Genomic DNA, 22,118 nt, shown 5'->3' with positions numbered 1-22,118 from the left:
TTCACCCTCTTAATGGCATTAAACATATTTTTCCATCGCGGCAATGACTGCTTGTCCCGGAATGATTTTAGCTTTATTACGGATAAGGATGGCTTCCAGCGCTGCAAGCGTGGTTAATACTGCTTCTTGGCGCGCGTTGTAACCCATTGTACCGATGCGCCAGATTTTGCCGTCCAATGGACCAAATGACGTGCCAATCTCAATACCAAAGCTGTTAAGCAGTTCCTGACGTACTTTGTTGCCGTCCACTTCTTTAGGAATGTAGACACCCACAACGTTGTTCATTTTGTACTTCTGGTTACCAAATAGCTCTAAGCCCATTGCTCTTAGGCCGCAGGCCATCGCATCACCCGCTTGTTTGTGGCGAGCAATTACGTTATCCGCGCCTTCTTCAAGGTAGATACGCGCACATTCACGTGCTGCGTAAAGCATACTGGTTGCTTCGGTGTGGTGGTTAAGACGCTCTGGTCCCCAGTAATCCATGATCATCGACAAATCGAAGTAGTTCGAGCGAATGATCTCTTCTTCACCTGCAGTGTGGTGATCAGCGCGAATACCTGCTTCGACGTGTTTACGACGATTGATCAGTTCAGCACATTGATCGCTCAGCGTAATTGGAGAACTACCAGAAGGACCACCAAGACATTTTTGTAAACCGGCTGAAACGGCATCAAGATTCCATTCGTCGACTTTAAGTTCATTACCAGCAATCGATGCTGTTGCATCACAGTAGAACAACACGCCATGACGTTTACAGATTTCACCGAACTCTGCCAGTGGCTGGTTCATGGTTGTCGAAGTATCACCTTGTACCGTCGCCAGTAGTTTTGGCTGGAATTCTTTGATTGCCTTTTCAACCAGCTCAGGTGGACACACTTCGCCCCATTCAACATCAATGGTTTTAACTGTTGCGCCAACGCGATTTGCGATTTCACTCAACAGGTGGCCAAAACGACCAATAATTGGGATAAGTACTTTATCGCCCGGCTTAATCACTGAGACAAGTACTGCTTCGATACCTGAACGAGCCGTACCGTCAACCAGCATGGTTTGTTGGTTTTGTGTTTCGAATACACCGCGATACAGCGACTGAACTTGCGTCATGTAGCCCGTCATAACCGGATCATATTGACCGATTAAAGCCTGTGAAATGGCTTGGTGCACACGTGGATAGGCATTAATTGGGCCAGGCCCCATCAACAAACGTTGTGGTGGGTTCAAAGTTTCAAATAGCGTTTGAGTTGTCATTATCTCTCTCCTAAAAATATATCGCCATCGCTGCGAGGGTCACTCGTTGCGTCTGCCTGTCCTTGCTGATCTAGGGTTATTGCTCCCGCGTGTCCCATCAGCTCACTCAAGTTTTCAACCTGAGTCACTTGGTGGCCCATCTGCGTTAATGTTTGCCCGTATTCGCTGTACAAGTCTTCTTCAAGTCGTAAATTGTTTGTCGCATCACCCCATGTTCTGCCGAGTAGCCATCGTGGCATAGACACGGCTTGTTGCAGAGACATGTTTTGATAAATGTGTCGGCTGAATAAACAAGCCTGAGTTTGCGGTTGCCCTTCTCCGCCCATCGTTCCGTACACGATGCGTCGGCCATCTTTAAGCTCAGCATAAGCTGGGTTCAGTGTGTGGAACGGCTTTTTGCCAGGTACTAAAGCATTGTGATGTTCGCTATCTAGCGAGAAGCTTTTTCCTCTGACGTTCCACATAATTCCGGTTGAAGGAAGTACAACGCCTGAGCCAAACTCCCAGTAAACACTCTGAATAAAACTCACCATTGTGCCGTATTGGTCGGTTGCGCCCATCCAGATGGTGTCGCCCGGTTTTGCCTGATAAGGCCATGGCTGAGCTTGGGTTAATGAGATACGCTGTGCGCACTCTGCCACCACACTTTCATCTAAGTATTCCTGCAGTGGCTTGCTTAAATAGCGCTCATCGGTAACGACTTTGTCGCGGATAATAAATGCTTGCTTCGTCGCTTCGACGAGTAAATGAATATGGTCCAGCTCTGAGTTTGCTTGCGATGCTAAGCGATCGTATATCGCTAAAATTAATAACGAAGCCAATCCTTGAGTCGGTGCACCCAGGTTATAAAGCTGACCTTTTGAGGTCTCAACGTTTAGTGGAGTCGTAACCAATGCCTGATGCTGATGAAAATCTTCAATCGTTAGCGGACTTCCCGCCTGTTGAAGCTCTTTTGCTGCCAGTTCTGCAATCTCACCTCGGTAAAAGTCATCCAACCCTACCTCGGCCAATCTTTCCAATGTTTTTGCCAGCGCCGGGTTGACCACTGTTGCACCAAGTTTTAACGTTTCACCGTTATCAAGGAACAAACGGCTGAATTCGGCTTCATCTTTTAAGCGCTCAAAGGTTTTTACACTCGCATCGACAAGGCTTTGTGTAACTTCAATGCCGTTTCGTGCTGCGTCAATAGAAGGTTGTAACAGAGTGCTTAAAGGCAGTTTGCCACCATCGATTTCCAGCGCTTTTTGCCAACCGGCGACTGTACCAGCCATGGTAATAGACGCTTCGCCACCTTTTTCTGGCAGCTCGGTGCCCAATGCGCGGTAGTAATCTGGGTCGATGGATAATGCCGCTGCTCCGCATGCATCTATGGCAACTGGTGCTTCTCCCGGCTTACTGATTAACCAAAATCCGTCACCGCCAATGCTGTTCATATGAGGGTATTGCACCGCAATCATTGACGCAGCCGCGACCATCGCTTCAGCAGCCGTTCCGCCTTGTTCTAAGATTTGTTTTCCCACTTCCGTTGCTTTGTGATGCGGGGCGGTAAATGCGGTTTGAAACACCATTAAGACTCTCCTTTGATTAAAGACGACGCTGTCGCAATCAGATCGTATTCGCTGTTAGCAGACCCAAGTAACGACACACCACAAGGTCCATTTGTTACGTTATTCATTGGGATATGAAGTTGAGGGAATCCACTTAAACCCGCGAGACTGGTTAGCCCCATAAGATCAGAGCGATATTCCGCTAAGTCTGCATCTGGAGTCGTGAGCTTAGGTGATTTTCCTGGGGTGGTCGGTAATACCCACAACGTATCCTTGTCCGCAAGTTGCTCAGCTAGCCAGCTGGTAAACTTCGCTTGTTGTTCTTTCCCTTTACGATAATCTTGAGCCGAAATGGTACGCGCCCATACAACTCGTTCTTGTATTGCTGGTGCCAGCGTATGTTGCCACTCATCAAGCCACGCGCTGTGGCGGTCAATAATTTCGTAACCTTGGATGGTTCGGAATAATGCGCTTAATTCGCCAAGGTCATAGCCTGCGTCTTGCAGAGCATTGCTGTATTCAAGCTGAATATTTGCACTGTCAGCCCACTGCTTCAGTTCCTCTAGGCGCTCACTTCCCAGAGTCTTTGACAAGCTTTGATCCAAAATCAGGGTTTTCGCGACAGTTTGAGCCTGAGTTTCGGGGCCAAGACATGCATACACGTTTTCCAGCGTTGATAAGTCTCGGCTGAATACACCTGCGGTATCGAAGCTTTCAGCCAGTGTGAAACTGCTTTCTAATGACAACTGACCCAATGTTGGGCGTAAGCCGAAAAGGCCGCAGTAACTCGCTGGAACACGAACCGAACCACCAGTATCTGTTCCGATAGAAAAATCAACGTCACCTTTTGCTACCGCAACAGCACTGCCACTTGAAGAACCACCAGGTAAACAGTCAGGCGCTAAAGGATTAACTGGCGTGCCATAGTGAACATTAATACCATTCAGGCTGTAAGCTAGCTCATCCGTTTGAACTCGGCCTTTGCACTCTGCTCCTGCATTTAAAAGCGAGATGATGAGTGGCGAAGTACTTTCTGCTTTGCTGTGAGTCTCTAGCCACTTAGGGTTTCCTGCTCCGGTGACATATCCCTCTACGTCAAAGAGATCTTTAAAGACAAAACTCAATCCATTCAGTGAGCCTTGCTTTAAAGCCGGTAGGTAATCAGGCCCTTGGGTACAATAAATACGTTGATCGATTTCCATTCTTTCTTCTCATTCCTTTGAAGTAAACAAGCAACCACTTGTTGAGTTACTTGTTTACTTTATCTTTAAGTTGGCGATTTAATTCAATTTAAAGCCACGAATAAAGTTGTTTATTGTTGCTTTGCTAGAGCTGCCTTTGATACCCAAAACAATTTCTTTTGCATCAACTGTTTGTACACGATTGCTGAAACGAAACCACCGATAAACAACGCGTAGTTCGCTAATTCCGTGACAAAGAAGGTTGCAATAATGGCAGCGACACTTGCGATTACTAGCGCATAAACACTGTTCATGTTAACGCCGTTTTTGTACCAGTACTGACCTTGTGGCGATTCAGTGTAAAGTGATGGGACATCGATTTGTCCTTTCTTCACAATGAAGTAGTCAACAATGATGATGCCGTATAGTGGACCAATCATCGCGGCTAAAACGTCAACCGTGTAGTGAATCACTTCTGGGTTGTTAAACAGGTTCCAAGGAGTCAGTAGGATTGAACCAAACGCTGCGATGAAACCACCCATTTTAAAGCTGATTTTCTGTGGTGACACATTCGAGAAGTCAAACGCTGGTGCAACAAAGTTAGCCACGATGTTGATGCCGACTGTCGCGAAAATAAAGGTCAATGCACCAAGAACAGTGATTAAGCCAGAATCAAGGCGTTTAACTGTTTCAACCGGGTCAACAATCATCTCTCCGAAAACTGGAATCGATGCTGACACAATAACCACACTGAACAAAGAAAACACAATAAAGTTCAGTGGCAGACCTAACAAGTTACCAAGTTTCAAGTCTTTGTAGCTTGTACAGTAACGAGAGAAGTCACTAAAGTTAAGTGTTGGACCAGCAAAATAACCTGCAACCAATGCTGTTGCGATGATCATCTGAATGATTGCTTCAGAACCAACCAGTGTTTCTTTACCTAGGTTAAAGCTGATGTTCTCCCAACCTGCCAGATTGATCATGTATGCACAAAGAGCAAACATAGCGATGTAAATCGCAGGACCAGACCAGTCAATCACTTTACGAATCATGTCCATACCGAACATAAATACGATTGCTTGCAGTACCCACATTGAGCTAAAGCCAACCCAACCTAAGTAAGATAACCCCAGGAACGAGTCATTTGCTAAACTCTCCATCGATGGGAAGAAGTACAGCAGCAAGATAATGAACGAACTTGATGCTAAGTAAGTTTGAATACCGTACCAAACGACAGCAATAATGCCTCGAATGACGGCTGGAATATTCGCACCAAACACACCAAACGACATACGAGCGACGACAGGGAACGGAACGCCCGCTTTTTGTCCTGGCTTACCCATCAAGTTGGCAAATACTAATACAATAGATATACCAGCCAGCAAACTGATGAAAACTTGGATACCGTTTAATCCAAGCGCAAACAAACTCGCTGCAAATACATATCCCCCGACACTGTGCACGTCTGACATCCAAAAAGCGAAGATGCTATACCAGCCCCACTTCTGTTCCTTCTCGGGTGCTAGATCCTCGTTGCTTAGCCTTGGGCTAACAGGTAATTCCTTTTTCATGTGCTTATCTCCATTACTAATTGTATACAATCCCAAATACAATTAGCGTGCCAATTCTGAAAACCCCCGCCATACAACGAATTGGTGAAACTTGCCCTATGGAATCGCCCTTATAGCGCACCAGATTTGACCATAGTGCACATATTTGGTGCCACAAGCAGTGCGTATATACTCAACTCACCTGTCCTTTTGGTCAAGTAATTTGAATAGTCAATCACTATAGACACTAGAATTGGCAAAGATTTAAATTAAGATTGTATACAATGATGCATGCGAGATTGTTTAGTGGTATACATATTGCTTTATTGGGTTGGATAAAAAATTTGGATCGATTACCTATGTCAAACGATGAAAAGATCTATCAACAAATATTGAAGGCGATTGTTGAACACAAACTTGAGCCTGGAGAGCGTCTTCCAGAAGACAAACTCTCAGAAGCTTTTGGCGTGAGCCGAACTGGCATTCGTAAAGTGTTGCAACGATTAGCGCTTGAACGATTTGTGGTTATTCAACCGAATAAAGGCGCACACGTGAACAGCCCTAGTAAGCAGGAAGCAGAAGAAGTGCTGAACAGCCGAATTTTACTTGAGCCACTGCTGATCACCGACATTCTTCGTAACTGGGACGAAAAGCAGTCTAATTATTTGCGCTCCATTGTTACTCAGGAAGACAAAGCGACCCAACATGGTGATTTAGCCGAATCTATTCAGCTGACAGCTAAGTTTCACTATGAACTAGCCAAACAGTCGGGAAATTCTGTATTGGCCGAATTTGTTGAACAGCTTTGTTACCGCTCTTCACTGGTCATCGCCGCGTACGGCTCAAAACATAGCGTCAGCTGCGATTGTGGCTCTCACTCAGAACTTATCGATCTGCTCGACAACTTTCAGGATGAAAAAGCTCAGCAATGGATGAAGCATCACTTGGTCGTGATCAAATCGTCATTGGAGTTGGAATCGAAATCTAAAGAGCCGGTTAATTTTCATAAACTTTTTTGCGAAACGGACTAATACAAAATGAAAATCAATTTGATCAACCCTAATACGTGTCAGGGAATGACAGACAAAATTGCGATCAGCGCACAAACCGTTGCCTTACCTGGCACAGAAATCATCGCGTCTTCACCAGTTAACGGTCCGGAAAGCATTGAATGTGCATTTGACGAAACGCTCGCTGCTGCAGCGCTCCTTGATGTGATTCGCACTGGCGAAGAGCAAGGTGTCGATGCACATATTATCGCCTGCTTCGGTGATCCAGCTCTGGACGCAGCACGTGAGATTGCAACCAAGCCAGTGATTGGTATCGCAGGTGCTGCGTTCCAACTCGCAAGCTTGGTGTCTTACCGCTTTGGCGTCGTCACTACAATGACCAGAACACTACCAGCAAGTGAACACCTTCTTCAAAGATACGGTTACCACCACTTGTGCAGCGGTGTTCGAGCGACAGATATTCCGGTATTGGAACTTGAATCTCTAAGTATGGACACTTATCAGCTACTTGCTGAAGAATGCCGTAAAGCAATCAAAGAAGACGGTGCCGAAGCCATCGTACTCGGTTGTGCTGGCATGTCTGACTTAGCCAACGAGCTTTCAGAAGAACTGAATGTACCTGTGATCGATGGTGTTGCTGCGGCAGTGAAACTTGCTGAGTCACTGCACCAACTCAACTTAGTGACATCAAAAAGTGGCCAATACGGGGCACCGTTGGTGAAGCCAATCCATGGAATTTTCAAGCACTGGTCGCAGTAAAAGTCACCACATACCCATCCTGCTATTTAGAAGAATATTTATATCAAGGTTTACTTTATGGAAGAAAATAACCCTCGCGATTATATCGGTTACGGAAGAGATAACATCCCTCACGCTAACTGGCCTAATAACGCTAAGATTGCGGTGCAATTTGTCCTGAACTACGAAGAAGGTGGGGAAAACTGCGTACTTCATGGTGATGAGCATTCAGAAACATTCCTATCTGAGATCGCAGGAGCAGAAGCGTATAATGACCGCCACATGAGTATGGAGTCACTTTACGAATACGGTTCCCGTGTCGGTGTTTGGCGAATCTTAAACGAGTTTAAACGTCGCGAGCTTCCGCTTACTGTATTTGGTGTTGCTACTGCACTGCAGCGTAACCCAGAAGTGACCAAAGCGATCGTTGAAGAGGGTCATGAAATTGCCTGTCACGGCCTTAAATGGTTGCACTACCAAAACACGCCAATTGACGTTGAGCGCGAGCATATGATTCAAGCACTGGATATCATCGAAGAACTGACAGGCACTCGCCCAATTGGTTGGTATACCGGACGTGATTCACCGAATACGCGTGAACTTGTCGCAGAGCAAGACGGCCTGCTTTACGACTCTGACTATTACGGCGATGACCTGCCTTTCTGGACACAAGTACCAGACAAAAATAATGCCGGCAGCACCCGACCACACCTTGTGGTTCCGTATACATTAGACACCAACGACATGCGTTTCTCCTCCCCTTACGGTTTTAGCCACGGTGACGAGTTTTTCGAATATCTGAAAGATCACTTTGATTGCTTGTACGAAGAAGGGGCTGAAACCCCTAAAATGATGTCGGTCGGTCTGCACTGTCGCGTGGTTGGTAAGCCTGGTCGCTTCAAAGCGTTAAAACGTTTCTTAGACTACATTCAATCTCATGATGCAGTTTGGGTAGCAACCCGTGAAGACATAGCAAGACACTGGATTGAGAACCATCCACCAGCGTAATTGGCTTTTGACTAAATAAGTATCAAAAAGAGCGAGTATTATTTCGCTAGCCACTCAGTTCATCGAGAGCTTTACATCACTCTCGATGACTCTTTCTGTTGCAATGCCTTCACTTATTCTTGAGCATTCCCTTTATCACGTTGCTAATGAACGAAACGCAGACAAAAGCTCGGAGCAGACATACTTGAGCAAGAGGTCAGTTTCATTCTCGCAGGATAGATTCAAGTGCAGTTTGGTTGTGTTGCCCTTACCTGTCACCTCAACCAACAACTTTCTCTCGTCACCGCTCATCGGGATATTGAACAATCTCAATAACGATTCCGCTTGGCCCGAGGCGTTCTCAAATTCTAGATCGTGCTGATACTCAAGAAATACCTCTTCACCTTGCACGACACAAGAATACTGCCCCGGTTGAAGATAAGTGCCAAGCTGATATTCAAGGTCTGCCATGTGCTCTGCCACGGTAGAAAGACGATTGTTTAGTTTACTTAACATAATGCCACCTTTTGTTTCGCTCACCTCAGTACATTAAAGCTCATAAGAAACTTCTCAAGGTGGATTTTGCTCAAAACTTTAATGATCCCTTAAGCTTTAGTGCAAACGAACCAATTTGTGCAGTGAAAACTGCTAGTAATAAAAATCACACCAAATTATTCATCCAACTAATTACACCTATACCTATTAAACCCGTTGATATGTGACCTAAGCGTCGGATTTTCGTCTTGCAAACCACTAAACTATATGCACCCCCAACAATAAGAAACGTAATTACAATGAAAAATCTTATTTATGACACACTAGTTAGCCTTGCAAACCAGGAACCAGAACAACACGCCAAAATCCGTCAAGACTTATACGAGCAGCTCGATCTGCCATTCGATAAGCAGCTGATTTTGTATACGTGTGCACTTGGTCCGGCAAGCTCTGGTAAACTCGACAACAGCGAGGCGCTTAACAACACGGTAGAGAGCGTCATCAAATTACTGGAAACTCCTGAACGGTAATTTTCGTTGTCTTGTTTAAGGTCCGCATCTCAACCGGGCCTTTTTTGAATCCTGCTTTTTCAATGTAAAACCGCTCAACAACCGCCCCGTCGTCACCCCTTTTGTTTAACCCAATAAATCTCGACCCCACAAAGAATTTGTTTAACTTGCGCAGCAATCCAATTAAATCTAGCTACACTAAGTTTTAACCGAGAGTGAGAAACCTATGTTAGATAGCTGTCTTGAGTACCTGTGCGAACGCATGAATCAGTCAATAAACTCTGCTTTTGATCTGTCAGACAACTTAGTCATTGTGGCTTCCCCTTCTGATATTAATAAGCAAAGTAATGGCTCTAATGAAAATAAAGTGCTTATTTTTATTAGCGGCCTGGAAAGAGATCCCTTTTCCAAGGGAGGAAATATTGCCGCTTTCCAGCCCACTTCTCGATCCGCAATATCGAACAAGCCTCTATTTTTAGCGGTTTCCGTGGTGGTAGCTGCAAATTTCTCTGCATCCAATTACACCGATGGCTTAAAAATATTGTCTCATTTACTGGCCTTTTTTAATCGAAACCCGTTATTCAATAGACAGAACTCCCCCGATATGCCTGAGTTTGTCGAACAAATCGCGATGGAAATGGCGACTCTCACAGAAGCAAACTTGAGCCACATGTGGAGCATGCTTGGTTCCCATTACCTGCCTTCATGCGTCTATCAGGTACGTGTTGCGATCCCGAACAGCGAAGCGGTATTACTACAATCTGGGCCGTTAAATTTCGTCAAATCTAACTTACAAAAACGGGAGCAATAATGTCGAATTACGTTCCCTATATTGCACTTTCGGTCAATCATGAGTACTTTTCTAACAGTCGCATGAGCGTACCTGTTGATGTGGCTCCGACAAACGATACGATTCAATGGCTAAAGCATCACTACATGTTTTTAAAGCCTACACTTGGCGGGTTATATGTTGTTGCAGACATAGACATGCTGAAAGAGATCTCTCCACCTGACTCTCCTGCGTTATTGCAATTTAAAGTATTCAGTAAAGACCCACTATTTCGTAATTATACCGATATTCCATTGTCCACACCGATGTCGGTTGCACTATTCGAGATGCATTTAGGTAGTGAGTCGCCTCTTTCGGTATCTCCCAAACAATGGTTGACCGCTGAAGATATTATCAGCGGTGATCAATACGCTGCTATTTCAGAGTTTGAATTAAGTCAAAACCTTGTCGGAATAATAAATCTGACAATTAATGACGACTTTTTTTATAATGAAAACAGACAAGTAATATTAAATTACAGCCACACTTACGCTTATTGGCAGTATTATTTTTTTACCGACAATGAGTCAAAGGAATATCAAATTATCGACTCCAACGGCGAACTCACATTTAAAAGTATTGGGATACAGCATCTCAATCATAAGCCTTGCCTAGTGTTCCGCTCCAATACCTCGCTGCCTGTTTTACACCGTTCTGATTTGACACTTCAACTCAAAGCCAACCATAAAATCATTTACCGTCGTCTCGCCTCCGCCAGCCCCGCTCACATTGAAATTGAAACAGTCGATAATCAACTTCAACGACTGTGCCATATTTTTTTGGCCTAGCGATAAAAACTGTTTTTAAATTGAAAACAGTGATTTACATTCCAAATAAATCTTAATGATACAAAAATCAGTTTGCACATCTAATATTAATTTAAATGCAGTGCATTTTGTTTACTACATTATTTATTAGTAACTGCCTCGCTATGACAGCAGTACTGGGTGAAGTATTACTCTGCTAATCGCGAGCATTTGGTAACCATTCAATTCTCACTTAAAGGATTTAACTATGGTTGTAATGAAAACACCGGGCGTTTACATAGTTGAGAAAAATGCCTTCCCCAATTCTGTTGTCGAGGTCGCTACTGCTGTGCCAGCGTTTATTGGCTATACAGAGAAAGCTGAAAATGGCGGAAAATCGCTGAGTAAAGTACCCTGGCGCATCACTTCGATGTCAGAGTTTCGCCAGTACTTCGGTGGCGCGCCGTTACCAACCTTTGAGATCAGTGAAGCTGGTGATGATGCGAGTGCCGCGGTCGCTTTCAGCCAACAAGGTACGGCTTATCAGATAAAGCAATCGAATACACGCTATACGCTCTATCACAATATGCTATTTTTCTTTCAAAATGGCGGTGGGCCTTGCTATATCGTGTCGGTTGGAGGCTATAGTGATGACCTCGACCCAGGCGTTTTAAAAGGGGGAATTGACCCGCTGATTAAAGAGCCTGAGGCTACCATGCTCGTGATCCCTGAAAGTGTGCAACTGGCAGAAGATGCGTGCATTAATGTCCAGCAAGCCATGCTTGGTCATTGTGGTGGTAAGATGAAAAATAGAGTCGCGATACTCGATATCTGGGAAGGATTTAAAGATCGTCAGGATCCAAGTGGTGACTGTATAGAAAACTTCCGTTCTAAACTTGGTATTAACTATCTGGATTATTCCTCGGCATACTACCCTTGGCTCAATACTTCCATAGTTCAAGACAGTGATGTTAACTTCCATAACATCAGCAACTTAGATAAGCTTTCTGAGTTACTCACCAATGAAGTCAACGAGGCATTCAAAGATCTTGATGGCCTTTCCGATGATGAGCTAAACAGCGGCAGTAATAAACTTCGTGTTACTCGTAAACAGCAGATGCTTGATGAAATTGCCAAGCTCGCGACAGACTTACCTGATCAAGAACAGGTACTGCTTAATAAGGTGCTACAAACAATCAGCCCGCTTTACCAAACCATCATGAAGGAAGTGAAGCACCAACAAAACATACTTCCTCCAGCGGCGGCAATGGCGGGTATCTATACCATGGTCGATAATTCAAGAGGGGTCTGGAAAGCACCTGCTAACGTCAGCCTAAACGCCGTTGTCTCTCCAACGGTTAATATCAGCGATGACGAACAAGAAGATCTCAACGTTACTACTCAGGGTAAATCCATTAACGCGATTCGACCATTTGTTGGTGAAGGCACCTTAGTTTGGGGTGGACGTACACTTGATGGTAACAGCCTTGACTGGCGATACATTAACGTTCGTCGAACCATGATTATGCTTGAAGAATCAATCAAACTTGCCTCAAAGGCTTATGTTTTTGAGCCGAATGTCTCCAGTACCTGGGTATCGATGGAAAGCATGATTGGTAACTTCCTATACGGCATTTGGAAACGTGGCGGTCTGGCGGGGGCATCCCCTGGCGAGGCATACAGCGTTAGCGTCGGGCTGGGTAAAACAATGACCGGCGACGATATTCTAGAAGGTATTTTGAGAATTACCGTGTTGGTAGCCATTAGTCGCCCGGCTGAATTCATTGAGATTACCTTCCAGCAAAAAATGCAAGAATCATAATTACTTAGTACTCAAAAGCGCAGAAGGCTTTTAGCAGTAGTCCTTCGTAACTTTATGAACGAATTGTAGAAAGGAGACTACCATGGCAGATGATGGTTCAGCTCAATCAGAAACCGTATGGCCGATGCCCAAATTCCATTTTGAAGTCAAATGGGATGGTGGTGCTGGTGCCGACGCAAGTATGGTCGCCGCATTCCAGGAAGTATCAGGTCTGGATACCGAAGCCCAACCAATTGAATACCGCGCAGGCAACAGCAAAGTGTTCTCGACGATCAAGATGCCGGGGCTAGTGAAAACCAGTAACGTCACTTTGAAAAAAGGCATTTTTAAGAGTGATAACAAGTTCTATGACTGGTTTAGTAAGATCCAAATGAACACCATTGCTCGAACCGCCGTCACCATCAACTTACTTGATCAAGATAGTGGTGTGGTGATGAGCTGGAAACTAAAAAATGCGTGGCCAACAAAAGTAACAGGCACCGACTTGAAATCCGACGGTAATGAGGTTGCCGTAGAAACCATAGAACTGGCACATGAAGGGTTAGAAATCACAACCTCATAGTGCAACTCATTGGCTTGGTTGTCGTGCTTGATGCGTTAACCAAGCCAGTTTGTGGCATACAAAGCGTTATTGGAGATCAGAGCTTATGGCAGATGAATGGCCCCTACCCGCGTTTTACTTCAGCGTAGTGATCGGTAACAACCAAGATGATTCTGCTTTTCAGGAAATCTCTGGTTTAGAAGCTCAAATAGATACCGAAGACTATCAGGAAGGCGGCAATAATCTGGTCTATCACCTACCTAAAGTGATCAAACACTCTAATCTGACGCTAAAGCGGGGTATCGCTGATTCCAGTTCGGCATTGGTGAAATGGTGTCAGGACACGCTTGAAGCACAACTGTCCAAAGCAATCGTCCCAAAAACGGTCTCGGTCCGATTGCTTGATGAAAAAGGCTCTCCATGCCGGGTATGGGTTCTCTATAACGCCTACCCCGTTAAATGGCGAGTTGAAGGGTTCAACTCGACGAAAAATGACGTTGCGATTGAAGAAGTTGAGATCTGTTACAGCAGAGCAAGCCGCACAAAATAGCCGTTCAAGAGGTGACTAACGTATGCCTATAGAAATCAAACAAATGTCGATTCGTTCCAATGTCACGACTGAAGAAAAAAAATCGTCGAAACAAAAAAAGGAGCACCAATGTGACGGCGCGGATAAAGGCACAGGAGCTCTCTCCGAGGTTTCTTCTCAACACACGGCGCAATTCCAAACCATAAAATGGATGCACCGTAAACTCCAACAAGAAAACAGAGAGCGATAAGCATGGTCGATAAGCTAAAAATTGAGTCGATTGCAGCTTCCGGTAATACCGCAACCACTTTTAATGCCATGCTTAATCCAAATTCCATCAAGCAGGATTATGGCATTGGATATACCGACGACCCTTGCAAACACCGACAATCTCAGGGCGATATAGCGCCGACAGTGCAGTTTCAGGGATACCAAAGTGAGAAACTCAGTTTTGAAATAATGATCGATGCTACGGGTGTGGTTGAGTATAAAAAAGGAAAGTCCGTTCAAGACCAGCTGACTCTGCTTCGGAAAGTGATCTACGACTATAACGGAAAGCAGCACGAACCGAACCCTGTCAAAATCAGTTGGGGCACGGCACTTAGCTTTCGCGGACGCCTCACGTCCATGTCTGTCTCTTATGTGCTTTTTGATTCAAGTGGTGTTCCTTTACGCGCAACCGCTACACTAAACTTTACTCAATTTCTCACTGAGCAAGAGAAAGAAGCACTTGCCAAAAAGTCCTCCCCCGATCTGACACATCATGTCGTTTTTAAAGCGGGTGACACCTTACCGGGACTTTGCCATCAAATTTACAAAGACAGCTCCTACTATTCCAAAGTGGCGGCATACAACCAATTACCCAGTGTGCGAAACATTGCCCCTGGGACCAAGCTCTACTTTCCACCTTTGAGCTAAAAGTGAGGCGACATGGCAACATCTCCCACCGAGACCAATAGTGACATTGTCACGTTAAGCATCAAATCAAATGGCAATGTCATTGAGAGTTCAATTGGCATTATCTCGGTCAATGTTTTTTATCAGGTAAACCATATTGCCTATGCAGAGCTTGAGATCCGTGACGGAGACATCGCTGATCAAACTTTTGAAGTCAGCTCAGGAAACACATTTAAGCCAGGGTCAACGATCACTATCGATGCCGGCTACGGAACGGAAGACGAAACCATCTTCGAAGGCGTGGTGACCAATCATGCTATTCGCATCAGCGAAAACAACCAAACCACGCTCAATGTGACATGCAAAGATCAAGCGGTCGCCATGACGATAGCGAGAAAAAGCCAATGCTATTTGAAGCAAAAAGACAGCGACATCATAAATTCTCTTATTAGCAACTACTCAAGTATCACGGCTGACAGCGTAGACAGTACGTCTGTTGAACACGACGAACTGGTTCAGTTTAACTGCAGTGACTGGGACTTTATGCTGACTCGTGCTGAAGCAAATGGCTTGGTAGTAGCAAACCAGCAAAACAAACTTTCGGTAGAGGCTCCTTCCGTCAGTGATCCTGCGGCACTTGTCGTTACCTATGGCACTGACCTGATCAATTTCTGTGCGGAAGTAGACGCACGTTATCAATTTAGTAGTGTAACCAGTACCGCCTGGGACCCCAGTACACAGGCAATGCTATCGCAACAATCTGCAGCGACCGAGATTAGTAACCAGGGGAATTTATCAGCCAGCGAACTGGCAAACGTGCTAGGTATTAGTGAATATCGAATGCAAACCTCAGCCTGTTACACCCAGGACAGCCTGACCAACTGGGCAAAAGGACAACGTGCGAAGTCGATGCTTGCCAAAGTACGTGGCACTGTCACGTTTCAAGGTAATGCAAAGGCGCAAATTAATAGTCTTATCGAGTTAGCAGGCGTTGGCGATCGATTCAACGGCTCTCACTATATCGGCGCGGTACATCACAGAATCGAGCAAGGTCAGTGGCTAACGACCGTTGACTTGGGGCTTGCTCCGGTATGGTCTGCAGAGCATCGTGACCTCGGTGCCCCACCCGCCTCGGGATGGCTTCCTCCCGTGGACGGTTTACAGATCGGCGTAGTAACTCAGCTCAATGAAGACTCAGAAACCCAATATCGAATCAAAGTAAAAGTACCCGCATTAGGTGATACCAATAACGAGGTTTGGGCAAGGCTTTCCAGTTACTACGCGACTAACGAAAGTGGCAACTTTTTTATTCCGGAAATCGACGATGAGGTCGTGCTCGGTTACATCAACCAAGATCCCGGCCAGCCAATCATTCTCGGCAGTTTGTACAGCAGTAAAAAAGCGATGCCCTATGAGCTCACCCAAGAGAACTACACCAAAGCGATAGTGACTAAAAACAAACTCAAAATAGAGTTCGACGATGACAAGAAGATCATCACCATCACTACGCCCGGTGAAAATTCGATCACCATTAGTGACGATGAAAAGTCCATTACGCTCGCCGATCAAAACAGCAACACCGTCACTTTAGACGACAGTGGAATCACGTTGGATTCCCCTAAAGACATAACCATATCGGCGGGCGGAAACATTTCGCTGAAATCAACCGGTGATACCAGTATCGAAGCGACGGGAGACACCAACATAAAGGGAATGAACGTTTCAGCAGACGCCACCACTTCGTTAACGGCCAAAGGCTCTGCCAGTGCGGAACTGTCTGCTTCAGGAAATACCACCATTAAAGGCGCAATCGTCAATATCAATTAACGACTGATTTAAAGAGGACATCAACATGCCACCAGCAGCAAGAATTACCGATATGCACGCATGTCCAATGGCGACGCCAGGCGTTCCTCCCGTTCCCCATGTCGGAGGTCCGGTGATTGGGCCTGGCGTACCCACGGTGTTGATCGGGAAAATACCCGCCTCGGTCGTTGGTGATTCATGCACATGTGTTGGCCCACCATCCACCATAATAAAGGGTTCGGCGACCGTGATGATTGGCGGAAAACCAGCAGCGCGAATTGGCGACAGCACGAACCACGGTGGCAATGTTGCGATGGGTTGCTTCACAGTGATCATTGGCGGTTAGTTTTCAATGTAAAGGGACTGGATTATGGACAGAGACAATGGATTCTTGGGGACTGGTTGGGCGTTTCCTCCCACCTTTACCTCCGACAACTGCTCGGTCGAACTGTGCAGTAACGAAAAAGACATCAAACAGAGTCTTGCGATCCTCCTCTCTACCTCACCCGGCGAACGCCTGATGCACCCTGAGTTTGGGTGCCGAATTAACCGTTTTGTTTTTGCTGAACTAACAAAAACAACATTGACTGAAATGGAATACGAGATTCGGCAGTCGATATTGCTGTTTGAATCACGTATTGACCTGGATTCGTTAACGCTGACGCCCGTTCCGCTAAACGGGAAAATAATGATTGAGCTCGATTATCAGATAGTCACCACCAACACGCGAGACAACATGGTGTATCCGTTTTATCTGCAAGAAGGCACCCTGGTTAGCCCTGATCTTCTGCCTGATCTCGGTTCGGGAGATGCTTTATGACGCAACAAAACGAACGAGGTAACGTTGCACTTAGCCCTCACTTCTTTCAGCCCTACGAGCTCAGCTTCGAACAGCTCATCCTATGGGCGAAAAAGTTTGCCGAGCTTGTTCCTTATATGGATGAGAACAAGCAGATAAAAGGGAATTGGAGTGCGATGTTTGAACAAAATGAATTGGTGGTTTGTGCTGCAATACTAAGCATGGATGAAGCAGCATTAAAACGTCAGTTCAAACAATCACAATGTCTGGATGAAGAGCATACGCTAGAATTTATTCTTCACCTTTTTACTGTGTTAAACAGCTGGTACCGACACTTACCGAGCACACCAGAAATAAGCTACGAGTTAAAACTTCGCCTGCTCAACCGCTATCAGGCTCAACTTAATGCCCCATTACAACAACTATTTAATTGCACGCCCAAAAACCTCATCAATAAATACGAGCATCTCGATCCTTTGTGGAAACTATCTGATTCATCCCAGAGCGAAAAACAAGCGGCTCAATTAACCAACATCAAAGAGGAAGCACAACATTGTCTGTCTAAGATTCTGGTGTTGATTGAGTCCTTAAAGCAAGACTGTCGTGATACCTTCAAACAATCTCTCCACCATGGTGAACACCCTCCACAGCTTGCTCTGTTTCTCAGCTTTTTAAAACTTTTTAAGCGTGCTCAAAACAAAATTAATCAGTTTACTCATAAACATCTTCTGTTTTATTACCAAGACGTTTTGAACCAGTATCCGCAAAGTGCAGAGGAAGCGCCTGTCTTTCTCAAATTATCTCAAGGTAAGGCGAGCAAGACGCCCGTGATCATCAACAAAGGGCAAGCCTTCACTCCCGGCAATACAGCAACGTTTGAGCCGATAGAATTTCGCACCAACTACGCTATGTCAGTGACCGATGCGGAAGTGAAAAAGGCGTTCGGTTTTACACTTCGCCGTGATCCTCTGATTTCTCCAGAGAAAGAGCTCGGCTTTAATTCTGGTATTAGTCGTCAGAAAATTGAGCTCGATCCGATGCAGACAGGTGCTCAAAGTGACAATACCCAAGCTTTCAAGATGTTTGGTAGCCACCAGATTGATGATGACAGCCTTGAAAAGCATCTTGGACTGGTGATTTCAGACCCAATACTCTCTTTGGCTGAAGGTCATCGAGAGCTCACTTTGCAATTTCAACTTCAAGAAGTGGGCAATGGCATTGTGTATCAAAGATTATCTCAGCTCTATATCGAACATGATCAGGAACACTCGCAAGAGTCCAGTAAGTTGAGAGATGCGCTTGAAGCCGTTGTTAATGAAATCGTTTTATTGCAAGTGCCTGTGATTGGAAATTGGCTGTACGAAATACAAAGCAAAGCGCTTGTCGACAAAGTTGACGATGATAGGATTTTGCAGTTGGCCGACAGAGAGCCGACTCAGCAACTTCGCGCGGTGTATCGTGGTGTATTACTCGCGCTGCTAGAGGAAGTCGCGTCAAAACCCACCCAAAATCTCCACGCCATGGAGCAAAAAGAGCGATTTTTCCGCGTGCTTGGACAGTTAGTCTCACGTTACGCATTAAATCACGTTGAGTGGCTATCAGAAGAAGACATTAACAAGATCAAGTCACTGACTGAGCAGCTGATTGACGAGCATGTTCTCGATGAGTCGGTCAATGCGACGGTCAACTTGTTGCTCGGTTATTCGCGTATTCAGACCTTTTACCAATTATTTGAAGAGATATTTGATGTCGCCATTTCCACTGAAGAAGGATGGCAGCTCGTCGATTGTGCTCAGATCATTCCGATTGAAAATGACAGCGACTTTACCATGGGGTTTGGTCTGAATATCCGGCTTGAACCGGGTTTCCCCGCGACAAAAGTGCCTACCCCAGCCATTCACAACTCGAAATGGAATTTTACTGCGCCAGCATTAAAGCTGTGTTTAAAAGCGCAGAGTAATTGCTTCCCCTACACTATCTTCCGCGATTTTGAATTCGCTCAGCTTTTGATGGAATGCCGTGTAAAAGGAGCAACTCAAGTACAGCTGTTTAATCAGGATGGTCAGGCCGATCCAAGCCGCCCCTTCTTGCCACTTGGTGCCCAACCCAAAGATGGCTCCTATTTGGTTGTCGCAAGCAAAGAATTCGCCATCAAGCATCTCAAGCAGCTCACTTATCACCTCGATTGGTCTGGATTACCACAGGGAAGTGATGGGTTCCGTGACCACTACAATGAGTATCCTTTCCCTTATCGAAACCATAGTTTCAAAGTGGTAACTGAAGTACTGAATAACGGGCGCTGGGATACGACAGATGATGGCCCACAAAGTTTGTTTTCACCGCAAGACGGCGCACTGGATCGCGAGAATATTTTAACGTTCGGCAATATCAGTAACAGCTATACGCCAACGACTCAAACGTGGCCCCAGACACCATACAGCCCTCAGTCAAATATTCGTAATGGTCTGTTTAAGATCACCCTGGTGAAACCTATGGATGCTTTTGGGCACGATCAATATGGATTGCTTTTGAGTAAGACACTGACGGCGAATGCAAAATCGAAAAAACAGCAACCTTTGCCAAAAGCGCCATACACCCCGATGTTAAACCGTCTGTCGATTAACTACGTAGCCAGACACAAAGTCGAGCTGGGTGATATGACGACGAAAACCCAGTGTCGAATGATCCACCTTCACCCATTTGGTGAAGTGGAAATCTATCCACGAAACGAAAAACACAAGTTCGCTTATCCTCGCATCCTGGCACACTACAAAGAAGACAGTCACTTGTTTATCGGCTTAACGGCGTCAGAGCTCTCAAGCTACCTCAATCTTTATTTTCTGCTTGGTGATAAAGCAAAGATGTTGACGCCTTATCCGTCTACGGAATATCAGTGGTATTACCTTGTGGGCGAACAATGGGTCGAACTTCCGGCAAAACACATCATTCATGACACAACGCACCGATTTTTGACGTCCGGCATCATCACGTTGGATATTCCGGATGCCATCAATACCGAGCACAATATTATGCCGTCGGATTTATATTGGCTTAGAGTCAGTACAAACCAAGGCATTGATCAATATCCAAAATGTTACCAAATTGCAACGCACGTCATTCAAGTGGAAGGCGGAAGAAATGCAGAACCGCAAACACCACCCTTTGCGTCCTGGCAGTGTCTGAATAAGCCTGCGAATCTGGGTGCCATTACGCAACTCACTCCGATACAACAATTAAAACCAGATGAGAACTTTGATCATTGGGTCACGAGAACCAGTGAGCATTTACGACATAAAGGAAAAGCAATAACCCCATGGGACTATGAGCGCCTGGTGTTGGAACAGTTTCCGGATATAGACGCCGTAAACTGTTTTGCAGCTAAACAATTTCACTCTAACTCGCACAAGCCAGGGCATATTTTGCTCACGGTTATTCCGGTTCACAACGACTGCAATCACACCCCGTGTCAGCAGCGTTACATTGACTCAACCACGCTTATCGCAATACGTGATTACCTCAGTACGATTGCCCGCGCCCACACTCAAATTGATGTCCGCAACCCCGGATATGAAACGCTACAAGTTCGCTGTTCTGTAACGTTCACTGAAGGTACCCACCATGGGTTAGCGTTACGTCAGTTGGAGTACGCCATTATGCAGACGCTTTGCCCCTGGAACAGCGAAGGTATGAACATGGGTTTGGGATGGCAGTTATCGCTGTCAAAATTAGCCGCATTCATCGGTAAACAAAAACAGGTGACCAGCGTCAGCGGTCTGTCGGTACTTAAAATAAGCCATCATTCAACCAACAAGTATCACTTACAAGACAGCGCACGAACTGAAGAACCCATTGGCGCAGAACTTCCATGGTATTTATTGGTGCCATCTCAGCACCATTTCATCACCATTGCGCCCAAGCATCAGCAAGCGGCACCGGTTCCTGCCGGTGTAGGAGACCTTGTTATCGGCGAAGAGTTCATCATCAACACTCAGCCCCAATCATCACATAACGGTGAAGAGACTCCTGTTCAGTATCATAAGGGGACGGATTAACTATGCCAAAACGCAATAGAAGTACACTCAAAAACTTTTTTCAACCCGGCAATATGCCCTCTGCGGAGCATTTCGCGGACTTGATCGACTCCTGCGTCAATCAGGTTGAAGATGGATTTGAGAAACCGCCTGCAACTGGCTTGCAATTGACCGCTTTAGATCAGGAGCACTTGCTGAGTTTTTATCAGCAAAGTGATCGCAATACTGCTCTTTGGCACGTAGGTTTAGCCGCGAAGACCACCAACTTGCATTTTAAGGCTAACCCACTCGCCAATGTTACGGATTCAGATGAGGATGACGCTCCCGAAACCAATTTGACGCTCACTCCGAGTGGTAATGTCGGGATAAAAACCGAAACGCCAGAACACGAGCTCGATGTAAAAGGCACCGTTTCTTCACAAGGCCGACGCGGAACAGAAACGGTCGACGCTCTGATTCCTGCTGACGGAAAATGGCACGACATCACGGAAACATTAGAGGGTTGCCAAATGCTTGAAGTGGTCGCGGGCATCGGCATCCGACACACTGGCCGATATGCGATGCTCCACGCGATCGCTATTAATACATGCGCGCCGAATCACTGGTGGTGGCAATGGCGCAGAAAAAATCCAATAAAGGCGCAACACGCATTCTTTCGCTCTCCTGCGGACAAGTTAAAACTGAGGTGGCTGCATGAAACTGAAAAAGGCACGAAGCGACCTTATCGACTGCAAATTCGAACCAACACCAGTTATGGAGATAACCGATATATCCGCTATCACATCACGAAATTATGGGATGACGACTACATGACCAATTGCGAGATTGTCCAAGAGGATAAACAGGCCTGATT

At 45.6% G+C, this 22,118-nt stretch carries 21 protein-coding genes; 16 read left to right on the top strand and 5 right to left on the bottom strand.

Features of this window, described 5'->3' with window-relative positions; translation table 11 throughout:
- Window positions 1-18: 18 nt before the first annotated feature.
- The 4 genes from VER99_RS06870 to VER99_RS06855 form a co-directional block, all read right to left on the bottom strand.
- Window positions 19-1,248 carry a pyridoxal-phosphate-dependent aminotransferase family protein gene (locus VER99_RS06870; protein ID WP_020333207.1) on the bottom strand — a complete coding sequence of 410 codons (1,230 nt, stop codon included), beginning with the start codon at window positions 1,246-1,248 and terminating at the stop codon, window positions 19-21.
- Window positions 1,248-2,813: a gamma-glutamyltransferase family protein gene (locus VER99_RS06865; protein ID WP_024372667.1), complete on the bottom strand. Its 1,566-nt coding sequence runs from the start codon at window positions 2,811-2,813 to the stop codon at window positions 1,248-1,250. The genes VER99_RS06870 and VER99_RS06865 overlap by 1 nt, the downstream gene beginning before the upstream one ends.
- 2 nt (window positions 2,814-2,815) lie before the next feature.
- Window positions 2,816-3,997 (bottom strand): amidase, encoded by a 1,182-nt coding sequence (locus VER99_RS06860; RefSeq protein WP_020333205.1) that lies wholly within the window; start codon window positions 3,995-3,997, stop codon window positions 2,816-2,818.
- Window positions 3,998-4,107: 110 nt separating this feature from the next.
- Window positions 4,108-5,547 carry an NCS1 family nucleobase:cation symporter-1 gene (locus VER99_RS06855; protein WP_020333204.1) on the bottom strand — a complete coding sequence of 480 codons (1,440 nt, stop codon included), beginning with the start codon at window positions 5,545-5,547 and terminating at the stop codon, window positions 4,108-4,110.
- A 338-nt stretch (window positions 5,548-5,885) separates the two neighbouring features.
- On the opposite strand from VER99_RS06855, the gene VER99_RS06850 reads away from it, so the two are divergent.
- From VER99_RS06850 to puuE, 3 genes are read left to right on the top strand one after another with little or no spacing between them, the layout of a single operon-like run.
- Complete coding sequence (locus VER99_RS06850) at window positions 5,886-6,557, top strand: GntR family transcriptional regulator (protein ID WP_014231715.1); 672 nt, start codon at window positions 5,886-5,888, stop codon at window positions 6,555-6,557.
- Window positions 6,558-6,563: 6 nt separating this feature from the next.
- Complete coding sequence (locus tag VER99_RS06845; protein ID WP_014231714.1) at window positions 6,564-7,295, top strand: aspartate/glutamate racemase family protein; 732 nt, start codon at window positions 6,564-6,566, stop codon at window positions 7,293-7,295.
- 57 nt (window positions 7,296-7,352) lie between these two features.
- The gene (puuE, locus tag VER99_RS06840; RefSeq protein WP_020333203.1) at window positions 7,353-8,282 is read left to right on the top strand and encodes an allantoinase PuuE; all 930 of its coding nucleotides are present in this window, start codon (window positions 7,353-7,355) and stop codon (window positions 8,280-8,282) included.
- Between the two features lie 135 nt (window positions 8,283-8,417).
- Here puuE and VER99_RS06835 read toward each other — a convergent pair whose 3' ends face one another.
- A complete protein-coding gene (locus VER99_RS06835) occupies window positions 8,418-8,777 on the bottom strand; it encodes a hypothetical protein (RefSeq protein WP_020333202.1) in 360 nt (119 codons plus the stop codon).
- A gap of 278 nt (window positions 8,778-9,055) precedes the next feature.
- Here VER99_RS06835 and VER99_RS06830 point away from each other — a divergent pair, with 278 nt between their 5' ends.
- The 13 genes from VER99_RS06830 (at window position 9,056) to VER99_RS06770 (ending at window position 22,116) form a co-directional block, all read left to right on the top strand.
- Complete coding sequence (locus VER99_RS06830; RefSeq protein WP_020333201.1) at window positions 9,056-9,286, top strand: PAS factor family protein; 231 nt, start codon at window positions 9,056-9,058, stop codon at window positions 9,284-9,286.
- Window positions 9,287-9,491: 205 nt separating this feature from the next.
- Window positions 9,492-10,076, top strand: coding sequence for a DUF4255 domain-containing protein (locus VER99_RS06825; protein ID WP_020333200.1), 585 nt, complete (start codon window positions 9,492-9,494; stop codon window positions 10,074-10,076).
- Window positions 10,076-10,882, top strand: coding sequence for a hypothetical protein (locus tag VER99_RS06820; protein WP_020333199.1), 807 nt, complete (start codon window positions 10,076-10,078; stop codon window positions 10,880-10,882). The genes VER99_RS06825 and VER99_RS06820 overlap by 1 nt, the downstream gene beginning before the upstream one ends.
- A gap of 226 nt (window positions 10,883-11,108) precedes the next feature.
- The gene (locus VER99_RS06815; protein ID WP_014231708.1) at window positions 11,109-12,662 is read left to right on the top strand and encodes a phage tail sheath family protein; all 1,554 of its coding nucleotides are present in this window, start codon (window positions 11,109-11,111) and stop codon (window positions 12,660-12,662) included.
- Window positions 12,663-12,744: 82 nt separating this feature from the next.
- A complete protein-coding gene (locus tag VER99_RS06810) occupies window positions 12,745-13,224 on the top strand; it encodes a phage tail protein (RefSeq protein WP_014231707.1) in 480 nt (159 codons plus the stop codon).
- 85 nt (window positions 13,225-13,309) lie between these two features.
- Window positions 13,310-13,753: a phage tail protein gene (locus tag VER99_RS06805; protein ID WP_014231706.1), complete on the top strand. Its 444-nt coding sequence runs from the start codon at window positions 13,310-13,312 to the stop codon at window positions 13,751-13,753.
- Between the two features lie 22 nt (window positions 13,754-13,775).
- Window positions 13,776-13,982, top strand: a complete 207-nt coding sequence (locus VER99_RS06800) for a hypothetical protein (protein WP_020333197.1) — start codon at window positions 13,776-13,778, stop codon at window positions 13,980-13,982.
- Between the two features lie 2 nt (window positions 13,983-13,984).
- The gene (locus VER99_RS06795) at window positions 13,985-14,650 is read left to right on the top strand and encodes a CIS tube protein (RefSeq protein ID WP_020333196.1); all 666 of its coding nucleotides are present in this window, start codon (window positions 13,985-13,987) and stop codon (window positions 14,648-14,650) included.
- A 12-nt stretch (window positions 14,651-14,662) separates the two neighbouring features.
- Entirely contained in the window at window positions 14,663-16,456 is a 1,794-nt protein-coding gene (gene vgrG / locus VER99_RS06790; RefSeq protein ID WP_020333195.1) for a type VI secretion system tip protein VgrG, read from the top strand.
- A gap of 25 nt (window positions 16,457-16,481) precedes the next feature.
- On the top strand, window positions 16,482-16,781 hold the full coding sequence (locus VER99_RS06785; RefSeq protein WP_020333194.1) for a PAAR domain-containing protein: 300 nt from the start codon (window positions 16,482-16,484) through the stop codon (window positions 16,779-16,781).
- Between the two features lie 24 nt (window positions 16,782-16,805).
- Window positions 16,806-17,255 (top strand): GPW/gp25 family protein, encoded by a 450-nt coding sequence (locus VER99_RS06780; RefSeq protein WP_020333193.1) that lies wholly within the window; start codon window positions 16,806-16,808, stop codon window positions 17,253-17,255.
- Window positions 17,252-21,286: a hypothetical protein gene (locus VER99_RS06775; protein WP_020333192.1), complete on the top strand. Its 4,035-nt coding sequence runs from the start codon at window positions 17,252-17,254 to the stop codon at window positions 21,284-21,286. Before VER99_RS06780 ends, VER99_RS06775 begins: the two co-directional genes overlap by 4 nt.
- Before the next feature lie 2 nt (window positions 21,287-21,288).
- Window positions 21,289-22,116 carry a hypothetical protein gene (locus VER99_RS06770; RefSeq protein ID WP_020333191.1) on the top strand — a complete coding sequence of 276 codons (828 nt, stop codon included), beginning with the start codon at window positions 21,289-21,291 and terminating at the stop codon, window positions 22,114-22,116.
- Window positions 22,117-22,118: the final 2 nt, after the last annotated feature.

This window comes from Vibrio natriegens NBRC 15636 = ATCC 14048 = DSM 759, from assembly GCF_035621455.1.
Classification (GTDB): Bacteria; Pseudomonadota; Gammaproteobacteria; order Enterobacterales; family Vibrionaceae; genus Vibrio; species Vibrio natriegens.
This window is presented reverse-complemented; position numbering and strand designations above follow the sequence as displayed.

What these genes read in the sequence shown, in the direction of transcription:
- VER99_RS06870 (WP_020333207.1), bottom strand. Translation starts at nt 1,248, where the DNA reads ATGACAACTCAAACGCTATTTGAAACTTTGAACCCACCACAACGTTTG.
- VER99_RS06860 (WP_020333205.1), bottom strand. Translation starts at nt 3,997, where the DNA reads ATGGAAATCGATCAACGTATTTATTGTACCCAAGGGCCTGATTACCTA.
- VER99_RS06855 (WP_020333204.1), bottom strand. Translation starts at nt 5,547, where the DNA reads ATGAAAAAGGAATTACCTGTTAGCCCAAGGCTAAGCAACGAGGATCTA.
- VER99_RS06850 (WP_014231715.1), top strand. Translation starts at nt 5,886, where the DNA reads ATGTCAAACGATGAAAAGATCTATCAACAAATATTGAAGGCGATTGTT.
- VER99_RS06845 (WP_014231714.1), top strand. Translation starts at nt 6,564, where the DNA reads ATGAAAATCAATTTGATCAACCCTAATACGTGTCAGGGAATGACAGAC.
- puuE (WP_020333203.1), top strand. Translation starts at nt 7,353, where the DNA reads ATGGAAGAAAATAACCCTCGCGATTATATCGGTTACGGAAGAGATAAC.
- VER99_RS06835 (WP_020333202.1), bottom strand. Translation starts at nt 8,777, where the DNA reads ATGTTAAGTAAACTAAACAATCGTCTTTCTACCGTGGCAGAGCACATG.
- VER99_RS06830 (WP_020333201.1), top strand. Translation starts at nt 9,056, where the DNA reads ATGAAAAATCTTATTTATGACACACTAGTTAGCCTTGCAAACCAGGAA.
- VER99_RS06825 (WP_020333200.1), top strand. Translation starts at nt 9,492, where the DNA reads ATGTTAGATAGCTGTCTTGAGTACCTGTGCGAACGCATGAATCAGTCA.
- VER99_RS06820 (WP_020333199.1), top strand. Translation starts at nt 10,076, where the DNA reads ATGTCGAATTACGTTCCCTATATTGCACTTTCGGTCAATCATGAGTAC.
- VER99_RS06815 (WP_014231708.1), top strand. Translation starts at nt 11,109, where the DNA reads ATGGTTGTAATGAAAACACCGGGCGTTTACATAGTTGAGAAAAATGCC.
- VER99_RS06810 (WP_014231707.1), top strand. Translation starts at nt 12,745, where the DNA reads ATGGCAGATGATGGTTCAGCTCAATCAGAAACCGTATGGCCGATGCCC.
- VER99_RS06805 (WP_014231706.1), top strand. Translation starts at nt 13,310, where the DNA reads ATGGCAGATGAATGGCCCCTACCCGCGTTTTACTTCAGCGTAGTGATC.
- VER99_RS06800 (WP_020333197.1), top strand. Translation starts at nt 13,776, where the DNA reads ATGCCTATAGAAATCAAACAAATGTCGATTCGTTCCAATGTCACGACT.
- VER99_RS06795 (WP_020333196.1), top strand. Translation starts at nt 13,985, where the DNA reads ATGGTCGATAAGCTAAAAATTGAGTCGATTGCAGCTTCCGGTAATACC.
- vgrG (WP_020333195.1), top strand. Translation starts at nt 14,663, where the DNA reads ATGGCAACATCTCCCACCGAGACCAATAGTGACATTGTCACGTTAAGC.
- VER99_RS06785 (WP_020333194.1), top strand. Translation starts at nt 16,482, where the DNA reads ATGCCACCAGCAGCAAGAATTACCGATATGCACGCATGTCCAATGGCG.
- VER99_RS06780 (WP_020333193.1), top strand. Translation starts at nt 16,806, where the DNA reads ATGGACAGAGACAATGGATTCTTGGGGACTGGTTGGGCGTTTCCTCCC.
- VER99_RS06775 (WP_020333192.1), top strand. Translation starts at nt 17,252, where the DNA reads ATGACGCAACAAAACGAACGAGGTAACGTTGCACTTAGCCCTCACTTC.
- VER99_RS06770 (WP_020333191.1), top strand. Translation starts at nt 21,289, where the DNA reads ATGCCAAAACGCAATAGAAGTACACTCAAAAACTTTTTTCAACCCGGC.